We start from the raw sequence: 19,740 nt of genomic DNA, 5'->3' as shown, positions 1-19,740 counted from the left end.
AATAATCAAACGTTCTGCCAAAATAACGATTTTACTCTGGTTATGTGACAAATTTTACATTGAAGATTTTTATGATTAATAGTATCTTCGCTTTAATGAATCCTAATATTTTACAAACTCCAATTGATTATCTAAAAGGTGTTGGACCATCCAGAGCCGATCTATTGCGCACTGAGTTAGGAGTACATACCTATCAGGATTTAGTAAACTTATTTCCAAATAGATATATAGATAAAACGAATTACTATAAGATAAGTGAGTTACAACGTACTTCTGCAGAAGTACAAATGGTTGGTAAAATTGTTCACATTAAAATGGTAGAGCAAAAACGAGGAAAACGTTTAGTGGCAAAGTTCATAGATGATACTGGAGAAATGGAATTAGTCTGGTTTAGAGGTCATAAATGGATAAAAGAAAACCTAAAACTTAATACGCCTTATGTTATTTTCGGAAAAACTAAGTATTATAATGGTTTCAGTATGCCGCATCCAGAAATGGAATTACTTTCGGAACATGAAAAGAATCTGAAAGTGATGATGCAACCAGTATATCCTTCAACAGAAAAATTATCAAATAGGGGTATTACTAATCGAGTGCTGAGTAAAATGATGCAACAATTATTTTTGGATACAAAAGCACGATTTTATGATACACTTTCTGAAGAAATTAGATCAGAACTAAAATTAATTCATAAAAGTGAAGCAATTCTTAATATTCACTTTCCTAAGAATCAGGAATTATTGGCTAAAGCGCAATACCGATTAAAATTCGAAGAATTATTCTATATCCAATTACAATTAATTACTAAAAAGTTAATCCGTAAACAAAAGATTAAAGGATTTCCTTTTACCGAAGTCGGTGATTACTTCACAAATTTCTATAACAATCATCTCCCTTTTGAACTCACCAATGCGCAAAAACGAGTGATTAAAGAAATTCGAAAAGATATTGGCAGCAGTGCCCAAATGAATCGATTGTTACAGGGAGATGTTGGATCAGGTAAAACAATTGTAGCTTTAATGACAATGTTATTGGCTATAGATAATGGATTTCAGGCATGTTTAATGGCTCCAACCGCGATTTTAGCCAATCAGCATTATCAAGGAATAGTAGAACTAACCCAAGAATTAGACATCAATGTACGGTTACTAATGGGTAGCTCTAAAGCAAAAGAACGTAGAGAAATCCATCAAGAATTAGAAGAAGGAACATTACATATCCTTATCGGAACTCACGCTGTTTTAGAAGATAAAGTAAAATTTAAAAATCTAGGTTTAGCGATTATAGATGAACAACATCGATTTGGAGTTGCACAACGTTCTAAATTATGGCATAAAAACACCTATCCTCCACATATTTTGGTAATGACAGCAACACCCATCCCTAGAACGCTAGCGATGAGCCTTTATGGTGATTTAGATATTTCTGTTATTGATGAATTACCACCAGGTAGAAAATCTATTAAAACAGTACATCGATATGATAGTAATCGCTTAAAAGTTTTCAAATTCATTGCCGAAGAGATTCAAAAAGGAAGGCAAATATATGTAGTCTACCCTTTGATTCAGGAATCAGAGGCTCTGGATTATAAGGATCTAATGGATGGATACGAAAGTATTGCACGCTCCTTCCCTACTCCCAGCTATCAAATCTCTATAGTACACGGCAAAATGAAACCTGCAGATAAAGACTATGAAATGGAACGTTTCGTAAAAGGCGAGACGAATATCATGGTTGCTACTACAGTAATCGAAGTAGGTGTTAATGTGCCTAATGCCAGTGTAATGATTATAGAAAGTGCAGAACGTTTCGGACTCTCACAATTACATCAATTACGTGGTCGCGTAGGTCGCGGTGCAGAACAGAGTTTTTGTATATTAATGACCAGTCATAAACTATCATCAGACAGTAAGACAAGATTAGAAACCATGGTACGCACCAATGATGGTTTTGATATTGCAGAAGTAGACCTAAAATTAAGAGGTCCTGGTGATATTATGGGTACCCAACAAAGTGGCGTTCTTAATCTTAAAATAGCAGACATCGTAAGAGATAATGATGTGCTGCAAACGGCAAGATATTACGCTATGAAAATTCTAAAAGAAGACCCAGCATTATCTCTAGAAAAAAATAAAGTACTATTATTTACTTATCAGCAACTTGCTAAACATAAAAATATCTGGAACTATATTAGCTAGGGCGTCCGAGCGGGCTATCCATTATATCTTTTTTTTAGAGCAGTATTCTTAGGCTCTCGAAGAACACTGCTCTAAAAAAAAGGATGCCATTCCTATCCCTGACGCAATTAAGCCTTATTCATATATGATTGCCATTGGATTAACACATATTTTTCTTTTTCGTTCTCCTTAATAGTCAAAAAACCATATTCATAACAGAATAAGTATACCTGTCCTTTATTATTTTTCCAATAATGAGTGAAATACTTAGGATCGAAACCTTCTTTTAGAAGCTTTTCTTTACGAATAGTTACTAACCCAGCTTTATTATAGTATTTTAAAACTTTTCGATTCTTTTTTAATTGTTTGTCTATTTTTTTAAATAAAGAATATTCTTTCTCTTTATTTTTCTGATAATAAAAAGCAGACCTGCAATAAGAAGAACAGAATTTTTTTCCTACCCTTCCCTCGATTTGTTCTTTACAATACGTACACTGTCGTTCCATAACACACCTTTGTAAGATAGTGTCTTCAAACCCATAAATGTTACCTATCCATCGAATTAAACGTTTATTAAACGTTTAATTCGATGCCTTATATTGTGATTGATTATAAAACAATACATCTTTGGAACAAATGAAACATATTAGTAAAAACATCACCTTAAAACACTTAATGATTGATCAACAAAAAATGATTGGTTTGCAATTTTATCCGGATAAAATAATCCAGGCTTTAATCAAAGAGCTACCTAATCCTAGGTGGAGTAATCATTTTAAAATGCCTTATATCATTAATAATCAAAAAAATATAGATCTAATTTTTGAGAAGTTTAGAGGTGTGGCTTGGATCAATTGTAATTATTTTTATAGCGATAAAGTGATTAACCATTCTAACCCAATTGCTAATATTCAACCACTTAAGAATAGAACGCTAGCAAGCACCTACAGAGTTTGTCCTGAAGAATATTTACAAAAACTATTATTAAAACGTTATTCTCAAAATACGGTAAGATCTTATGTAAATGCTTTTGAAGCTTTTATTAATTATTATACGGATATTGAACTTTTAAACATTGGTGAGCTAGAAATAAGAAGGTATCTTAGAAAATTAATAAGTGAAAAAAAATCAAACTCTTATATTAATCTGGCCATAAATAGCATAAAGTTTTATTACGAGATTGTTCTTAATATGCCAAATAGGTTTTATGCCATAGAACGACCTAGAAAACAACAAAAACTTCCTGTTGTATTATGTAAAGATGAAATTTTATCCATCATCAATAATACCAATAACCTAAAACACAAATGTATTGTTAGTCTATTATATTCTGCCGGATTACGAAGAACTGAGTTACTCAATTTAAAAATATCAGATATTGATAGTAAGCGAATGGTAATCAGGGTTGTCCATGCAAAAGGTAACAAAGACAGATATACATTATTATCTACTAATGTATTAAAAGATTTAAGGAGTTATTTCAAACAATACCAACCTAAACATTATTTATTTGAAGGGCCAAAAGGAAATCCATACAGTGCAAGCAGTGTAAAAGCAATTATAGAAAAAGCCGCCAAAAAATCTAAAATTACAAAGAGGATAACCCCACATACGTTAAGGCATAGTTTTGCTACGCATTTACTAGAGAACGGGACAGACCTACGTTACATACAATCATTACTAGGGCATAGTTCTAGTAAAACAACCGAAATTTATACTCACGTCGCTACAAATACTTTTAGAATGATTAAAAATCCTCTAGATTTGTAGATGATAAAAGAGATATAACAGCAATAGCTGTTATAACATTGTTGTATGCAAGCTAAAAAAAATAACTTTTGAGAAAAATATTTTACATAATCGGACTTTGTTTTTCGTTTTTTGGAGTTCCACTTTTTTATTTTATGGCTATAAATACAGGAGTAAGTCTGAAATATGAAACGGAATCTGGAGAGTGTATTTCTCAAGTTTCAGGAATTGACTTGTGCAAACAACAAGATTTATTTCTCGGACTGACATACTCTTGCGGAATTATATTTCTGATTTTAATAGGCATTTTAATTTACAAAACAGTTAAATGGAAAACATAAGCGAATTTTTATACGGAAAAGACTATTCGGATAAACTCGACAAGTTTAATAAAGAGATTAACCAAATTCACGCTGAATACAACGGAGAATTTGACACAAGTGGCTACTTTATAATGCAAACTCACAATCAAAAAGGAGAAGTGAAATTGGACTTTGACAAAAACAAAAATATTCCGATTGAATTAAAAGAAAATGTACTGAAAGTATTCAAGGAAATATGGAAATAAGCCAGCATACAACACGGTGTATAAAACATAGCTAATAAGTGCTTAACCGAAAGGTTTGTGCTTGTTTAAAAAGTCCGCCAAATTTTTAATTTGGCTTTTAGAATAGAAAAATTAAAAACAAAATATAAAAATTCGGCTATGTGTTAATCCGAAAAGTTAGTGTCTTTTTGTACGCTACGTTTCATACACTAGACCGTTGTACACAATTAAGGGCTAACCTTTACGTGAGAATAGGAGTTGTCGGAGTTTTTCTTCCAAACTCTCTTTTTGTTCTTTTCCAACTTCTCAGCGAATGCAGAGAATATTTCTTGAACTCCTATTCCGTGTCGCCCAGCACTATCAAATAAGCACATAAGAGCATCGGCATATTCTTCGGGCACTTGCTTTCCTTCGTTTATGTCTGCTTCTATTTCTTCAATCTCGCTTTCAAGTTTTCTCAGTGAGCTTATTGCCGTTGCTTCAGTGAATGTTTCAAGGCTCCACTTTAACCTTTCGTTTTCTAATTCTACTATATTCATAATATCAAGTTTTTTATTTCAAATCCGCCCTTAACAGTGTACAACACTGTATAAAAGGGCATTAAAACGCCTTTTATACTCAGCCGTTGGCAGTAATTACGAACCTAAAAAAATGAAAATACTCAAAAACCTCTTTGGTTCAAATCGCAAAGAAAATAATAAGCCTACAAAAGAGAATAAAATTGAATCTCAAATTCTATCAAACAAAAAAAGTGGAATTACAATTTCAAACAAAGCAAAAGTTAGCTTTGCAGATTACTTTTCTGAAAAAGATATTAGTCTTCCAGAGTTAATGGTGGCCGACAAAGTTTATGATTTAGGAATTGGAGGATGGAACATTAAGGCTCGAATTTATGGAACTCAGGAGCAATATTATATTGATTTTTTTGCTGTTCATAGAATGACTAATAGTAGACACGAAAGATTAAAACCTGACGGAAAACTTGAAGGATTAGAATATTTATGGGAATTTGGATATCAGGTTTTCGAAAATGACCCTGAAAGAACTGAAAGGGAAAAACAAAAAAGAATTGAGGAAAATAATAAAGTAATAGAAGTTCTAAAGAAAAAAGGATTTTATTAAAAAACTACTGCCAACACGGTGTATAAAACATAGCTAAATAAGTGCTCAACCGAAAGGTTTGTGTATATTTAGAAAGTCCACCAAATTTTTAATTTGGCTTTTAAAAAGAGAAAAATTAAAAACAAAATATAAAAATTCGGCTCTGTGTTAGTACGAAAAGTTAGTGTCTTTTCACACGCTACGATTTTATACACGAGCCGTTAGGCACAAGGAAAAAGAAAAATTGTTAATAACCTACGAATAACTTTGGAATAAAAATATATTTGAATTGGAATAATTTTTATACGTTTGTTACGTTAGTAATTTAATACGTTTAAAAATGAATATTGAACAACTTCAATTTTTTCCGACGAAGAAGAGTTTCGACTCTGCGGATTTTGAGACACCTAGTAATCCTTATTTTTTTCAGCAGATATCAGCAAGTGTATTTGAAGGTTTTGATCTTTTTTCAAAAGACAATAACCATTATTATGACAAAACAACCAAATCAAATATGCTTAATAATGCAATAGCATTCGCTATTAATAAGAATTGTTCTGGTCCTAGTTTCAGTTTTATTCCTTCTTTGTCAAACACAAGACGTTCCATAGGAATTTTAGACGATAAATATGTTTTGATGTTCAAAAAATCTCCCGTATCGAATTTAAGAACACATCAAGATGATCTAATTAAATATCAACAATTGGACAAACATGTTTTGTTTTTAACATATGTAGTTGACGATTTTTGGAGTGAAATTAAAAAAGTAGAGTTCAAATATTATTCAACACCAATAGATATAATTTACACTTATAACATTACTAACATAGAACAAACAAAAGTTAAAGAAATGGTTGCACCAACATCTGAACAACCAATTGTAAAAATTAAGAAAACAGCAAACAGAAGAAAAAAAGCTCAATAAAGTATGTTGAACGATATCAACCCAAGAATGCTAATTTTAGCTAGAGAGTCTCGTGGACTTTCTCAAACGGAGTTGTCAAATAGATTGAACATATCACAAGGAAAATTATCAAAGGCAGAAAAAGGAGAACAAACTATAAATGATGACACTTTAACTGACCTTGCCAAAGAATTAGATTATCCCAAACAGTTTTTCTATCAATCAACCCCAAGTTCACCTGTAAGCCATTATTACTACAGAAAAAAGATTACGATTCCTAAAAAGGTCATGGCTAAAATGGAATCTAACATTAAAATTTTTAGAAATAATATAGATGTTTTGATGGATTCGGTTGAGTTACCAGATTATAAGGTACCAACTTTTGATCCTTCGGAAGAAGCACCAGAAGAAATAGCCCGAAAGGCAAGGTATATTTTAAAAATACCCAATGGACCTATTGAGAACCTAACAAACGTTCTTGAACGAAATGGAATACTAATTATAAAAACTGACCTTTTCAATGAAAAAACTGATGGACTATCCACAATAAGTGATAAAGGAACTCATATAATCTATTTAAATGAGAGAATGCCAAATGACCGACAACGATTTTCATTAGCTCACGAACTAGGACATATGATAATGCACTTCGACATTCCAATAGATTCAGAAAAGGTGGAAGAACAAGCAGATAGATTTGCTTCAGAATTTTTGATGCCTAGAAAAGAAATTGAAAGTTCACTAAGAAATCTAACATTCAATAAACTTGGTGATTTAAAAAGGTATTGGAAAGTATCTATGCGTGCGTTAGTGCGTAGAGCAAGAGATTTAGGGCTGTTAAATGACAAAGAATACAGAAATTTTCAAATTAATTTTTCGCGTAGGGGAATGAATAAAAGCGAACCAATTCCTCTTCCAATAGAAAAACCTTTTGTTTTGAATCATATAGTTGAATTACATCTGACAGAATTGGATTACTCCGTTGAGGAATTAGCGAGGGTTATAAATTTAAATCTAATTGAATTTAAAGAAAGGTTTATTCAAACTGAATCACCTAAATTAAAGATAGCTAGAAACTTTTAACAAAAACCCAGTGCCTAACAATTTGTATATTGCATATGCCGCCTTTGGCAGGCAAACGCAACATACAAGAGACGTTGGCAATAATATGAAAAGACGAACCAGAATAATAATTGGAATTGTAGTTATTGGAATTTTAACGTTAAGCAGTTTTTACTTTTTACCAAGTGAATCTTCATTGTATCTGAAAAGCGATATGACTTATTTCAAGAAATCGATTATGCCGATTTCAATCATTTTATCGATAGTGATTGCTGTTTTAGTAATATTTGACCGAACGGAATACAACGGAAAAAAATGGTGGAAAATTATGTACATTATCTACATAGGAATTATGTGTTATCTTATTTACCCAATGATGTCCGATACAGTTTTAATGCTCGGACTTAAAACAAACAGATTGTCCAGTAATGAATTGATTATTAAAAAATTCATTGTAACGATTAAAGATAGTTATGATAATTTGGATAATACTGTTTGGGGAAGAGTTCCAAATAAAATGTATGACGGAGAAATCGACAAATTGAAATTAACCCAAAAAGAATATGATTTGGTTAATGAAAAGCAAGAAATCATATTAGAAATGGAAAAAGGAATATTTGGAATTCCATTTAATCCAATAATAAAAAAATAAATACTATTGCCAACACGGTGTATAAAACATAGCTAGTAATTCCTAAATTCAGAGGTTGGTGCTTATTTGCAAAGACCGCCAAATTTTTAAATTTGGCTTTTAAAATGGAAAAATTAAAAACAAAACATAAAAATTCGGCTCTGTGTTAATCTGAAAAGTTAGTGTCTTTTTTTACGCTACGTTTCATACACAAACCGTTGTGTGTAATGTCAGAACACCTCGTCTGAATTCAAAATTTGCAACTTTTATTACGAAATACTGTGTAACTGACATCTAAAATGACAGTATGTCATAAGAATCTCACAAAAACACTACTTTTTCAGTAAATTTTTAAATGGTACGGTTTGTGACTATTTGAATGTCAAGGATTAAGAGTTGGGACAAGACTGGTAGGTACGTTTTATGTAAAGTGCACATTAGTGTTCCACGCGCAGACTTCGGCTGACGTGTGAAGAGAGATTCCAATCTTGCAAACCTGCATCAATGTTATTACAAGTTGCATTGTTGAGAGGACTGTAAGAAGGTCAATCTTAGTTTCTATTTCTGCCGATACTGTCATAAGTGATGGTGTTAGTAAAGATACGAACTTTATTCTATCAATGAGTGGCGTTGCCTATAGCGAAAGTGAAAAGCAACTTCAGGATTGTATCTACCGATAAGTGAGCCACGACCAACTCTAATCCTTTTTTTTAATCAATGTTTGACAATGAATGACGAATGGCTAAAATTTAAAAAGTATCCACATATAGGAAAACCATTAACAAGTCAAAAAGACAAGACTTGGTTAAAAAGTTATATAGCAAATCCAGAAAACATTGCAAATCACAAGTTCGTGCCACTCTTGCACAGAACTTTAAGTCAGCGAAAATATAGACCGCTAAAAAATGCACCCAAGAATAATAGTGGAAAACGTCAACGAACAGTAAGCGACAAGAAAGAACGTCATATTTATTTTCCATCTCATTTAGATTCAATAATTTATAGCTATTACAGTCATCTGCTTACAAAAGCGTATGAGGAATATTTAGAAAACAAGCCTTATGGCTCTGTTGCTGTAGCGTATAGAAAAATCCCTATCGGAAATGGTAAAAGTGGGAATAAATCTAATATCGAATTTGCATTCGAGGCATTTGAATTCATTGAAAAAAATAAACACCGAAAACTTTCTATAATTATTGCAGATGTAACTTCGTTTTTTGACAATCTTGACCATCGTATTTTACATAGTCAATGGAAACGTGTTTTAGAGACAACCAATTTACCTGATGACCATTATACAATATTTAAGAATCTTGTTGATAATAAATATGTTAATGAAAACGAATTGTTTAAAAGGTTTCAGCATAAATTAATAATTGAACGTTTTAGACCAAATGACACAAGTAAAAAAGTATTAAAGCGAAAAAAAGTCAGTAAAATCTATAATATGCGACACGAAAATGTTGTTGCATTTTGTGACAAAGATGAGTTTTTCGAAGAAGCAACTGATTTAATAAGAGTTGACAAGCCATATAAAAGAGATGTTCGCAAAAAACTGAATAAAGCGGAAAAAAAAGGAATTCCGCAGGGAACACCAATCAGCGCAACACTAGCCAATATTTATATGCTTGATTTTGATGAACGAGTATATTCAGAAGTTACGTCAAAATCAAAAGAAGCGTATTATCAAAGGTATAGTGATGATTTAATAATTGTTTGCGACCAAAAGGATGAAGAATATTTTTATGACTTGATTCAAAAAGAAATTGAAGTTGAAGCGAACTTAGAAATTCAAGCAAAAAAAACTAACGTCTACAGGTATGAATTTAATGAAAAGTCAATTTTTAAAGGTGGCATATTAGAAAATGACTTAGTCAACCCTAATAAACAATTAGAATATTTAGGATTTATGTACGATGGCTCAAAAGTAAAAGTCAAAACTGCTGGTTTTTCAAAATTCTATAGAACTATGAAAAGGTCATTTAGAAGAGGTGCACATTTTGCAAAAAAAGCACACATTCCATCTGATTCACTTTTCGAAACTAGATTGTATAAAAGATTTACTCATTTAGGTTCTAAAAGACGTTTAAAATGGTTGCCAGACGAAAACAGTCCAACTGGATATAGTCCTTCAAAGCACTACGATTGGGGAAATTTCATAAGCTATCTCAACAAAGCAAATTATGTTATGAAAGAAATTAATGGAGATGATTCTATAAGTCAGCAATACAGCAAGGTTTGGAATAAATTTCATAAAATAAAAAAGTCTACATATCAAGAGTTAGGCATTGAAAAGTAGAAAACACTACACACAACAACGTATATAAAAAATAGCGGTTTAAGTGCTTAAACGAAATTGAATTTTATAAATTTATGGTCAGTTATAATCCGAAAAGTTAGTGCGTAAAAACCCGCAACTTTTCATATACAAGACCGTTACCTGCAAGCTGAACGAACCGATGAACATAGAAACGGCAAAATATATTTCAAACTATTATCATCAATTTTTCAACGAAAAAGAAAACATTGCTCATCGTCATATAAATTCCTTAATTAAACTTAATGGAGAATCAGAAAATTCACCAAGATTTAAAATCTATAAACGCACAGGAAAAATAACTTCTGATAAAGAAGCACTTGAATTAATCAAAAATGGAGAAACTGAATTCCTAATAGACACAGCTAACCGAATATTAAAGGAACATAAAGAAGAAATCTTTCTAAATAATTGTCCGAATTGTCAAAAATTAGCAAGAACACCCAAGGCAAGACAATGCAGACATTGTGGAAATAAATGGTTTGATTCTGACGTTAATTTAAAAAGCTAAATAAATGAACATACTACAAAAAATAGCCAGAAAGATAATAAAACAGTCATTTGACCTTTCTGTTTCAATAATCGAATTCTTTAGCGAAATGGAACCTTATAAACAAAAGGTTTCGGAATTAAGAAATCTCGAAAACGGAACTTTAGGAAAAGAAATAGCTGAATGTCTTGACAACCATAATCTGAATTTAGTTCCTAAATACGAAAGTCACGATTTGAAACACGTTTTGCTTAATTACCAGATGACAGCTGAAGACGAAATCCGAATGCAAGCTTTTATGGTTGGAAATGGAAATTATTCTATTCCTTCATTTGCTATTTTGATTTTCGGAGCAATTTTACTTCCAGATTTGTGGCGGACTTTTTACTCGGACTTTCAAAAAGGAAAGAAATCTATCGGAATTTCGAAATGGACAATCGAAAAGTATGCAACTCGAAATCTGACTGAATTAAGAGCTGAATTATTAAAACCAGAATTTGAACAAAAAACAATATTCGATATGAAACGAGTTACTAAATTTGGAGCTTTTGCTTCAATAACAGCAGGAATTTTTGGAATGTTATTCTGTTTACCTTTTTTGTTCTCATCAAATATGGCTGATTTAGTTGGTGCTGGATTTCCTTTTATTGGTGGAGCAATATTAGCAGTTGGAGGACTTTTAGCATTATCAAATTTATCACGTCCGAATAAAAGCCAGCAGGTAACAATACCTATAGTTAATACGGGTTTGAGTTCTTAATTCAAAGTTTAAAACTTATAACTAAGTCCGCCAAATCTTTTGATTTGGCTTTAGAACAGAAAAAGATAAAACAAAATAAAAGTTTTGGCTAAGTGCATAATCGAAAGTTTACTACTTTTAATTCCCGTACTAACCATAGCCGAGACGTTAGCCTTAATTAGATAAAACTAAAATGATATTTAACTCAAAAAAAAGAAAACAAGTAGTAAAAGATTTTTTTGAGTACGTGGAATCTAAAATCTTACCAGCCGAAAAAGAGTCTGAAATATTAAATGGAATAAAAAAGCAACTTGAAAGCGGAATTGAACTGATTGAAAATAATGAATGGGGAATCGCTTTTGAAAATTTAGCTTCTGAATTAGTTGAACATTTTGTAATAATTGACCGAGAAGGAACTGACATAGTAAGGAAAGTGATTAAACTTTGTAAACTTGACAAAAAATGGGAATTTGATTTAAGAAGAATCAACTCACTTGGACACAAAATGGGAAGTTGGAAACTAACCGATTCAGAAAAATTAGCTAAAGAAAACAAATACACTTTTTACAAACCAAGTAGAAAAATATTAAGAAATCTTAAGGTTGGTAATATTGTAAAACTCACGTTTGAATTTGAATCTTCAAATTCAGAACATCCAGGAGCAGAAAGAATGTGGGTCGAAATTACTGAAATCAAAGATGATAAATTCAACGGGAAATTAGACAATCATCCTTTTTACTTACACGAACTCTATGCCGGAGACGAAATAAAATTTGAATATAAACACATAATTGACCACGACTTAGGATTATCTGAACCTAATCTTGTAGATAAATATTATGATAGATGTTTTGCTACCAATAAAGTATTATATGACAATGCACCTATTAACTATATCTACAGAGAAGAACCAATGGAAAAAGACGATGAAAGAGATTATGTAGATACTGGTTGGAGGATTTTATCAGGTGACGAATCTGATGAATATATGGAAAATTCAGAAAACATAAGTCTAGTTTCTATTGGCTCTGTTTTAAAAAGAGATGATTCTTTTATTGACTTCCTCGATTCTGAAATAGGAACGAGTTTTGAGCGGAATGAAAATGGAATATTTGAAGAGATTATTGAATAAAAATAACTAAGGCTAACAATGTATAAGAAAACATAGAGCCATTGGGCTGAATCAAAATGCCTGTGTCTATTTGCAAAGTCTCCAACTATAAAATTTGGCATTTTCAACAAAAAAGATAAAAGCAAAATATTTATATTTGGCTTAGTACCAATCCGAAACGTATCGCTTATCAACTGCTCTACGTTTCTTATACGAACCGTTGTACGCAAGCTAAAAAAACGAAGCCGAATTGAAATACACCTTTCTGATTTTAATCTTGACTTTTAACTTGTCGAATATATTCGGACAAAATTCTGATCGAACTTATTTAAGACACGGACACAATTATGGTTCCACGTATTCATATCAAGTTTCACAAATTACCATCCATTCTGATTTAACATTTACTTGGAAATCTTGGATAATGAATAATAAAAAGGAATGGAAAACATACAAGGAATATGAACCTGAAATTAGTAACGGTAAAATTACTCGAAATGGAAAGTTCTATACTCTGACTGAATATAGGAATGGAAATAAAACTGACTTTAGCTGGACTATAAAGATTATGGATAGACGACTGAAATTATACTATAAGAGTAAAAATGAGAAATTAAAAATAGGTGCGAAATATAAACGAATTGAATAGAGCAGAAATAAAGCCAGCGTACAACAATGGCTATAATTCATTGCGGTTGAATTCCTAATCGGAATTCAACGCTTATTTGCTATCTTTCGGCTACGGCGGAAAGAATCCTGCGGATTTTTCCGCAACGAAATCATAGCCGAGACCGTTGTAGCACATTAAACCAAAATCACGTGAAAAGAATGAATACCTACATAATCTTCGGAGTTTTAGCATTAATCGGAATATTTGCTTTGATTAGCTGGAATTCAAAACGGAATTCAAACACACATGGAATTGCAGAAAATAAGACTGAATTACGGAATGTTGAAATCCGACAAGAAAAGCGAGATTTAAAACTTACTGTCTCTTATAATTACGGAGAAACCACAAAAACTATATCTGAAAAAGCAACAGCGGAAATAATAAAAAGCACAATGAAATCAACAAATTGGAATGAATTTCACATTGTGCAATTGGAAGATGAAAATGGAAATGGATACAAAGCTCTGCACGTGAGCGGAAGTTTAGGCGATGACGGATTAGCTTCTGGATTTGTGACAGACGATGACCATATTTTATTGGTAAAACCATTAGAAACAGTTGACCAAATGACTGAAATACTACTTAATTTTTTGAAAGGAGAAAATGTTTGGCGGAATAAATATGAATATAAATAACGTGCTACAACACCGTATAAAAATAATTGCGATTTAGTGCTTAATCAAAGGTCGTTGCGTGTTTGTAACGTCTGATTTTCCTTCGGAAAATCCTCGCATACAAACCCGCAACTATTCTTATACATAAACGTTGTAGTTAATTAAAAATGAATAGTATTCTAAAAAACATATCGGAAAAGGCTATTGAATTAGGAGATTTAGAATTCTCTCAAGAACAGATCGAAAAGAAATGGTTGGGTACTAAACCTGCTTCAGATTATGAAATAAAACTAGCCGAAAAACGACTCGGAATTGAATTGCCACCTGATTACAGGCTGTTCCTCTCAATAACTAATGGATTTTCAGCACCGAATGATATAGAACCGACTTTTGAATTTCTAGACAAAATTGACTTTTTAAAAAATATTGACAGCCAAATAATAGAGACTTATAGTATCGACGGAGTTGAAAATATTGGGGAACTGCTTGAAAAAAGTATCTTAATTGGTGGAGTAAATGAAGAACAATACTTTTTATTAATCCCATCGAACTCAACAAACGGAAAATGGAAATACTGGAAGTTCGCAAATTGGCATCCTGGCGAAGAAGAACACGAAAGTTTGAAAAGTTATTTTGAGGAAGTTCTGAATTTTATAAGTGAAACTATAAAGTCGGAAAAAAACTAACAACAACACTATATATGTGATCATGGCTGATTTGGGATTAATCGAATGGTTCTTGTATATTTAGGGTGGCGCAGTGATTTTAAAACTGAATAATGTATAAAATCTGCGCAGAGGTGTCCAAAGGTTAGGTAACAATTTGTTCCGCCACGACACATATATTAAACGTTATAAGCAAGAATTTAAAAAATGACTAAAAATATACTTTGCCTATTAATATTAATAACTTACTCTTCTTTTTCTCAAGAAACTCAACAAACGAATGTTATCGGAACTTGGGAATTAATTGAAATGGTTAATGATAAAGAATTAAATGTTGATATTGGAAAACTTAAACTGACAAATGAACAGAATGAAAAAACTCTTGACAGTACTCTAATCATAAGAAAAAATGCAGAAAGTAAAGATCTAAGAATAACCAAATGGCATTATATTTTTCAAGAAGATTGCTTTTATGAATATCGACTTGAAATTGGATTTAAATTTGACTCTAAAATTCTAAATGATAAAATACATAAATCCAACAGACCATATTATAAAATTTTATCACTGGAATCGGACACTTTAAAAATTTCAGAATTGGAAAGCAAAAAAACTTTAATCCTGAAAAAAGTAAAAACTGATTTGAGCGATTTAAAAGTTATATCTCCAAAATAACAAAAAGCTTATAACACTATATGATGTGATCATGGCTTATTTGGGATTAATCGAATGGTTCTTGTAAATTTAGGATGGCGCAGTGATTTTAAAGCTGAATAAGGAATAAAATCTGCGCAGAGGTGTCAATGGTTAGGTAACATTTTGCCTCGCCACGACACATATATTAAACGTTGTAGCCAATTAAATGGAAAAATTGTGAAATACGAAAACTCATCGGAATTTGATATTGAAAGCGCACTCAAATTATTAAAATCGGACAAGGAATCGGATTTAATAAATGGACTTTTATCAATTGTTTTAAATAGTGGAGATTACAACTTGTCGATGGAAAAATCAATTGAATTCACTCAGAAAGAATCTGAATGGATAATCGGTTGTGGAATTGAATGTTTTGGACATATAGCCCGACTTCATAAAAAAATTGACTTGAATTCTGTTACGGAAATTATCTCTCGCGGTCTAAAGAGTAACAGTAAAATTATTGCTGGAAAGTCGGAATCCGCTGTTGACGACATTACTCACTTTCTAAAATTGGACGGTAAACTGTTTAAATAAAAACTGGCTACAACAACATATATGTGATCATAGCAGTTAAGTGATGAATCGAAAGGTTCGTGTATATTTGGTAAGGCGCAATGCTTGCATAAAGTAAAAGTTAGCAACCAATGCGCGGAAAAATCGAAAAGCAAGGTAACATTTTGCTCTGCTACGACACATATATTAAACGTTGTACATCATTATGAATATTGAAAAACTAATTATTCTAATTGGAGTTTTAATAACTTTAGCTTCTTGCTTTAGAAAACCGGATATGGAAAATATTATTCTCTATGCGCATAGAGAAGCTCCTCTCGGGCACGTACATCTGACAGTATTCAAGGACAGTACTTTTGAATTTGAACTAAGTGGAATTGCAACCGGAAAAATATGGAAAGGAAAAGCTGTTATTAAAAAAGATTCTATTAATTTCAATTATTATGACTCAATTCCTGTAGTTGGCAAAAGAGCCTACTACAACAATAAATATGTTGAGTATTTAGACGATTTTGAAAGAGTAGAAATCAAGTTCAATAAGTTAAAATCTGAATAAAAAAACGCTGTACAACAACATATATGTGATCATAGCAGCTAAGTGATGAATCGAATGGTTTGTCTATTTTTGGTAAGGCGCAATGCTTGCAGAAAGTAAAAGTTAGCAACCAATGCGCAAGAAAAATCGAAAAGCAAGGTAACATTTTGCCCTGCTACGACACATATATTAAACGTTGCCCACAATTAAACCAGACAAACGAGAATGAATAAAATATTGAAACTCTACATTAAAGTTCTTTTTCTTGGAACTTTAGCAAATATCGTTTTGATTGTTTCCTTCTTAAAAACTTTAGGATTTGGATATAAAAGTGAGATATCAGTTTATATTTATTCAATTCCAAGTTATCTTATCAAGTCACTTATCTTTTCATTACCACTTTTTTTTCTCTTAAAAGAAACTATTTTAGATAATAAACTCAAACGGAATTTAATTTTATGGATTCCCTTTTTACTTTTTTTATTCTGGTTTGTTATTATAATAGCTTTTAGAATTGAATTTTTATATCCTGACTTAAGCTATGGTTATACCTCAAGATTTCCTCACTTTTTTATTCAATTATTATCTTGTTTGATTATAACTATTTCCAGCATCTTTCAGATTCGAAAATTATTATCAAATTCTAAGACAAATCATATAGAGAATAAAAGACAAATGATAGGAATGATTAAAATAATAATCTCTTCTGTATTGTTGATTATTATAAGTTATAACTTATACTTTTTTTTCAAAAAGCAAGAATTTAAGTCTTTCTGTGAAAAACATTCTACTTTTAGTTCAATTGAGTGGAAAGAGGATGAAAATGTCAGATATTGTATGTTGGATAACATTATATCAGAAAAAATGTTAATTGGGAAATCTGAAGATGAATTAATAGTACTTTTAGGAAAACCTTTGACATCAAATGAATATTACGGTAATCGAAGCCTACAATTTAGAACAGCAAAAAAAAACGGTCAATATTTGCATTGGTATTTACACGTTGAGCTAAAAGATGGAATTGTAATCAATGCCCAAAAATCACTAGATTGATTTATATTTAGAATGTGGAAAAAATAACTGTGGGCAACACGGTGTATAAAACATAGCTAGAAAATGCTAAACCGAAAGGTTTGTGAATATTTAGAAAGTCCGCCAAATTTTTAATTTGGCTTTAAAACTGAAAAGTTAAATCAAAATATAAAAAATTGGCTCTGTGCTTAACTCTAAATGCAGTGTGTTTTATACGCTACGTTCCATACACTGAGCCGTTGGCAACAATTAAAAAAAATGGGTAGTATAAAAGTTTCTGAACTAAAAGTTTTATTTGAAAAGATTATCGAAAAACTCGAAACCGAATACGTAGATGATAACGAATTGGAATTAAAAACAATCATTTATAGATTAATCCCAACCGAAAAATGGGATAAATTTGATAAACCAGAAGATTGGTTCTCTGCATCTGAAATTATGCAAGGTGATTTACAGGATGACTTAACTGAATTAAGAAAACTTATATCCGAAAAAGATAGAATTGCAACATTTGTAGATTTTGACAGGCTTGCAAGCATTTTGAGAGAAATAAGTCAAGTAGAAAATCCTATTGATTAAATAATGAAAAAAGAACACCAAGAAATAATTGATTTAATTTCGACTTATTTAGAATATGATAATGATTTAAGGTTTGGACAAGCAATATTTAACCTCGGAATCAATGAATTTCAAAAAACAACCGACCCAAGAAATCCAAATTACAATTTAAGGGATATTCATAATGACAATGATGCAGATATTCTTAAACGTATAAAAAGACAACTTAAATGGTTTGACTTACAAAAAAGAGTAATGAGTGGGACCTCAAAATTAGTCGGAATTGAGGGAATGACTGTTAATGAAAGATTATACGCATCTGACTTAATGGAATTATTTGACGAAATGAAAAAAACCAATAAGGAATATGCTCAATACATTCTAAAATCATTAAAAGTAGATAGAGAATCGATTGAAAAAATCTTGAAATAAAAACTGTTGCCAACATGATATATGTGATCATGGCTTATTTGGGATTAATCGATTGGTTCTTGTATATTTAGGATGGCGCAGTGATTTTAAAGCTGAATTAAAGTATAAAATCTGCGCAGAGGTGTCCAAGGTTAGGTAACATTTTGTTCCGCCACGACACATATATTAAACGTTCTAAGCCATTAGCGAAATTTGGAAATTGAAAACAAAATATTATTAGTACTTGATTTAGATGAAACTCTAATTCACGCAACGGAACGAAAACTCGAAATTGACATTGACTTTCAATATTCGGATTATTTTGTTTATAGAAGACCGCATCTTGAATGGTTTTTGGAATCTATGAGTGCTAATTTCAAATTAGCTGTTTGGTCTTCTGCTGACGATAAGTATGTTGAGGAAATAGTGGAAAAAATAAAGCCTGAAAATATTGAATTTGAATTTGTTTGGGGAAGAACTCGCTGCACAACGAAAAGGGATTATCAACTTGACGAATATGTTCACGAAAAAAGACTTAAAAAAGTAAAAAAGAAAGGCTTCCCAATTGAACGGATACTGATGATTGACGATTCTCCTGAAAAAACAAAAGATAATTATGGAAATGCTGTTTATGTGACTGCTTTTGAAGGAGACCAAACTGACTCGGAATTGAAAATTCTTGCTGAATATCTGAACTCAATAAAAGATAGCCAGAATGTGAGAAGTTTTGAAAAAAGAGGATGGAAAAATAAAAAAACGGCTTAGAACAACATATATGTGATCATAGCAGCTAGGTGATGAATCGAATGGTTAGTGTATTTTTGGTAAGGCGCAATGCTTGCAGAAAGTTAAAGTTAGCAACCAATGCGCGGAAATATTGAAAAGTGGGGTAACATTTTGCCTTGCTACGACACATATATTAAACGTTAGAGATTATACCCCCAATCCAAAAGATTCACCGCAATCATCACAATATTTTAAACCATCGGTACTTCGTAATACCTTGGAGTGGGTACAATCAATAACAGGATGTAAACCCAATAATTTTAACTTAGATTGATGGTATTTTCTAGCGTAGATTTCCATTGATTCAACAATACTGGGGTGGTTTTCTATTAACATGCCAGTCCTATCATATAGCACTTTAGCTAATTCAGTTGCATTTTTATAATCTTCTTCATTCATAGTCGTTAAAATTACAATGTTTACAATAAC

The 19,740-nt window shown here is 31.5% G+C and carries 24 protein-coding genes; 21 read left to right on the top strand and 3 right to left on the bottom strand.

Annotated elements, in window-relative coordinates:
- The first annotated feature begins 95 nt into the window (after positions 1–95).
- Entirely contained in the window at positions 96–2,198 is a 2,103-nt protein-coding gene (gene recG / locus J8L88_RS22005; protein WP_027394139.1) for an ATP-dependent DNA helicase RecG, read from the top strand.
- Between the two features lie 107 nt (positions 2,199–2,305).
- Here recG and J8L88_RS22000 read toward each other — a convergent pair whose 3' ends face one another.
- On the bottom strand, positions 2,306–2,683 hold the full coding sequence (locus tag J8L88_RS22000; RefSeq protein WP_118385819.1) for a hypothetical protein: 378 nt from the start codon (positions 2,681–2,683) through the stop codon (positions 2,306–2,308).
- A 130-nt stretch (positions 2,684–2,813) separates the two neighbouring features.
- Here J8L88_RS22000 and xerA point away from each other — a divergent pair, with 130 nt between their 5' ends.
- Positions 2,814–3,947, top strand: a complete 1,134-nt coding sequence (gene xerA / locus J8L88_RS21995; RefSeq protein WP_247666532.1) for a site-specific tyrosine recombinase/integron integrase — start codon at positions 2,814–2,816, stop codon at positions 3,945–3,947.
- A gap of 307 nt (positions 3,948–4,254) precedes the next feature.
- Positions 4,255–4,494, top strand: a complete 240-nt coding sequence (locus J8L88_RS21990) for a hypothetical protein (RefSeq protein ID WP_211061864.1) — start codon at positions 4,255–4,257, stop codon at positions 4,492–4,494.
- Between the two features lie 206 nt (positions 4,495–4,700).
- Here J8L88_RS21990 and J8L88_RS21985 read toward each other — a convergent pair whose 3' ends face one another.
- Entirely contained in the window at positions 4,701–5,012 is a 312-nt protein-coding gene (locus J8L88_RS21985; protein WP_211061863.1) for a dATP/dGTP pyrophosphohydrolase domain-containing protein, read from the bottom strand.
- A gap of 112 nt (positions 5,013–5,124) precedes the next feature.
- Here J8L88_RS21985 and J8L88_RS21980 point away from each other — a divergent pair, with 112 nt between their 5' ends.
- From J8L88_RS21980 to J8L88_RS21895, 18 genes are all read left to right on the top strand, one after another.
- Positions 5,125–5,595, top strand: a complete 471-nt coding sequence (locus tag J8L88_RS21980) for a hypothetical protein (protein WP_211061862.1) — start codon at positions 5,125–5,127, stop codon at positions 5,593–5,595.
- A gap of 319 nt (positions 5,596–5,914) precedes the next feature.
- The gene (locus J8L88_RS21975) at positions 5,915–6,499 is read left to right on the top strand and encodes a hypothetical protein (RefSeq protein ID WP_211061861.1); all 585 of its coding nucleotides are present in this window, start codon (positions 5,915–5,917) and stop codon (positions 6,497–6,499) included.
- 3 nt (positions 6,500–6,502) lie between these two features.
- A complete protein-coding gene (locus J8L88_RS21970) occupies positions 6,503–7,561 on the top strand; it encodes an XRE family transcriptional regulator (protein WP_211061860.1) in 1,059 nt (352 codons plus the stop codon).
- Between the two features lie 10 nt (positions 7,562–7,571).
- Positions 7,572–8,192, top strand: a complete 621-nt coding sequence (locus J8L88_RS21965) for a hypothetical protein (protein WP_211061859.1) — start codon at positions 7,572–7,574, stop codon at positions 8,190–8,192.
- A gap of 706 nt (positions 8,193–8,898) precedes the next feature.
- Entirely contained in the window at positions 8,899–10,470 is a 1,572-nt protein-coding gene (locus J8L88_RS21960) for a reverse transcriptase domain-containing protein (protein ID WP_211061858.1), read from the top strand.
- A 160-nt stretch (positions 10,471–10,630) separates the two neighbouring features.
- Positions 10,631–10,999 carry a hypothetical protein gene (locus J8L88_RS21955; protein ID WP_211061857.1) on the top strand — a complete coding sequence of 123 codons (369 nt, stop codon included), beginning with the start codon at positions 10,631–10,633 and terminating at the stop codon, positions 10,997–10,999.
- 4 nt (positions 11,000–11,003) lie between these two features.
- A complete protein-coding gene (locus tag J8L88_RS21950) occupies positions 11,004–11,738 on the top strand; it encodes a hypothetical protein (protein ID WP_211061856.1) in 735 nt (244 codons plus the stop codon).
- A 172-nt stretch (positions 11,739–11,910) separates the two neighbouring features.
- Positions 11,911–12,849, top strand: coding sequence for a DUF2185 domain-containing protein (locus J8L88_RS21945; protein ID WP_211061855.1), 939 nt, complete (start codon positions 11,911–11,913; stop codon positions 12,847–12,849).
- Between the two features lie 229 nt (positions 12,850–13,078).
- Complete coding sequence (locus J8L88_RS21940; RefSeq protein ID WP_211061854.1) at positions 13,079–13,477, top strand: hypothetical protein; 399 nt, start codon at positions 13,079–13,081, stop codon at positions 13,475–13,477.
- Between the two features lie 179 nt (positions 13,478–13,656).
- Complete coding sequence (locus tag J8L88_RS21935; RefSeq protein WP_211061853.1) at positions 13,657–14,133, top strand: hypothetical protein; 477 nt, start codon at positions 13,657–13,659, stop codon at positions 14,131–14,133.
- Between the two features lie 146 nt (positions 14,134–14,279).
- Positions 14,280–14,798 (top strand): SMI1/KNR4 family protein, encoded by a 519-nt coding sequence (locus J8L88_RS21930; RefSeq protein WP_211061852.1) that lies wholly within the window; start codon positions 14,280–14,282, stop codon positions 14,796–14,798.
- A gap of 186 nt (positions 14,799–14,984) precedes the next feature.
- The gene (locus tag J8L88_RS21925) at positions 14,985–15,452 is read left to right on the top strand and encodes a hypothetical protein (RefSeq protein WP_211061851.1); all 468 of its coding nucleotides are present in this window, start codon (positions 14,985–14,987) and stop codon (positions 15,450–15,452) included.
- 144 nt (positions 15,453–15,596) lie between these two features.
- A complete protein-coding gene (locus J8L88_RS21920) occupies positions 15,597–16,010 on the top strand; it encodes a hypothetical protein (protein WP_211061850.1) in 414 nt (137 codons plus the stop codon).
- Between the two features lie 184 nt (positions 16,011–16,194).
- Positions 16,195–16,545, top strand: a complete 351-nt coding sequence (locus tag J8L88_RS21915) for a hypothetical protein (protein ID WP_211061849.1) — start codon at positions 16,195–16,197, stop codon at positions 16,543–16,545.
- A gap of 204 nt (positions 16,546–16,749) precedes the next feature.
- A complete protein-coding gene (locus J8L88_RS21910; protein ID WP_211061848.1) occupies positions 16,750–17,577 on the top strand; it encodes a hypothetical protein in 828 nt (275 codons plus the stop codon).
- A 237-nt stretch (positions 17,578–17,814) separates the two neighbouring features.
- Positions 17,815–18,135 (top strand): hypothetical protein, encoded by a 321-nt coding sequence (locus tag J8L88_RS21905; protein ID WP_211061847.1) that lies wholly within the window; start codon positions 17,815–17,817, stop codon positions 18,133–18,135.
- A gap of 3 nt (positions 18,136–18,138) precedes the next feature.
- Entirely contained in the window at positions 18,139–18,546 is a 408-nt protein-coding gene (locus tag J8L88_RS21900) for a hypothetical protein (RefSeq protein WP_211061887.1), read from the top strand.
- Between the two features lie 192 nt (positions 18,547–18,738).
- Positions 18,739–19,290: an NIF family HAD-type phosphatase gene (locus J8L88_RS21895; protein WP_211061846.1), complete on the top strand. Its 552-nt coding sequence runs from the start codon at positions 18,739–18,741 to the stop codon at positions 19,288–19,290.
- Positions 19,291–19,458: 168 nt separating this feature from the next.
- Here J8L88_RS21895 and J8L88_RS21890 read toward each other — a convergent pair.
- Positions 19,459–19,740, bottom strand: a 282-nt coding sequence (locus tag J8L88_RS21890; RefSeq protein ID WP_211061845.1) for a hypothetical protein, incomplete at its 5' end; no start/stop codon positions are given.

It is taken from the genome of Aquimarina sp. MMG015 (genome assembly GCF_018100855.1).
Taxonomy (GTDB): domain Bacteria; phylum Bacteroidota; class Bacteroidia; order Flavobacteriales; family Flavobacteriaceae; genus Aquimarina; species Aquimarina latercula.
Note: the sequence above shows the minus strand (reverse complement) of the source record. Positions and strands in the feature narration are given on the sequence as shown.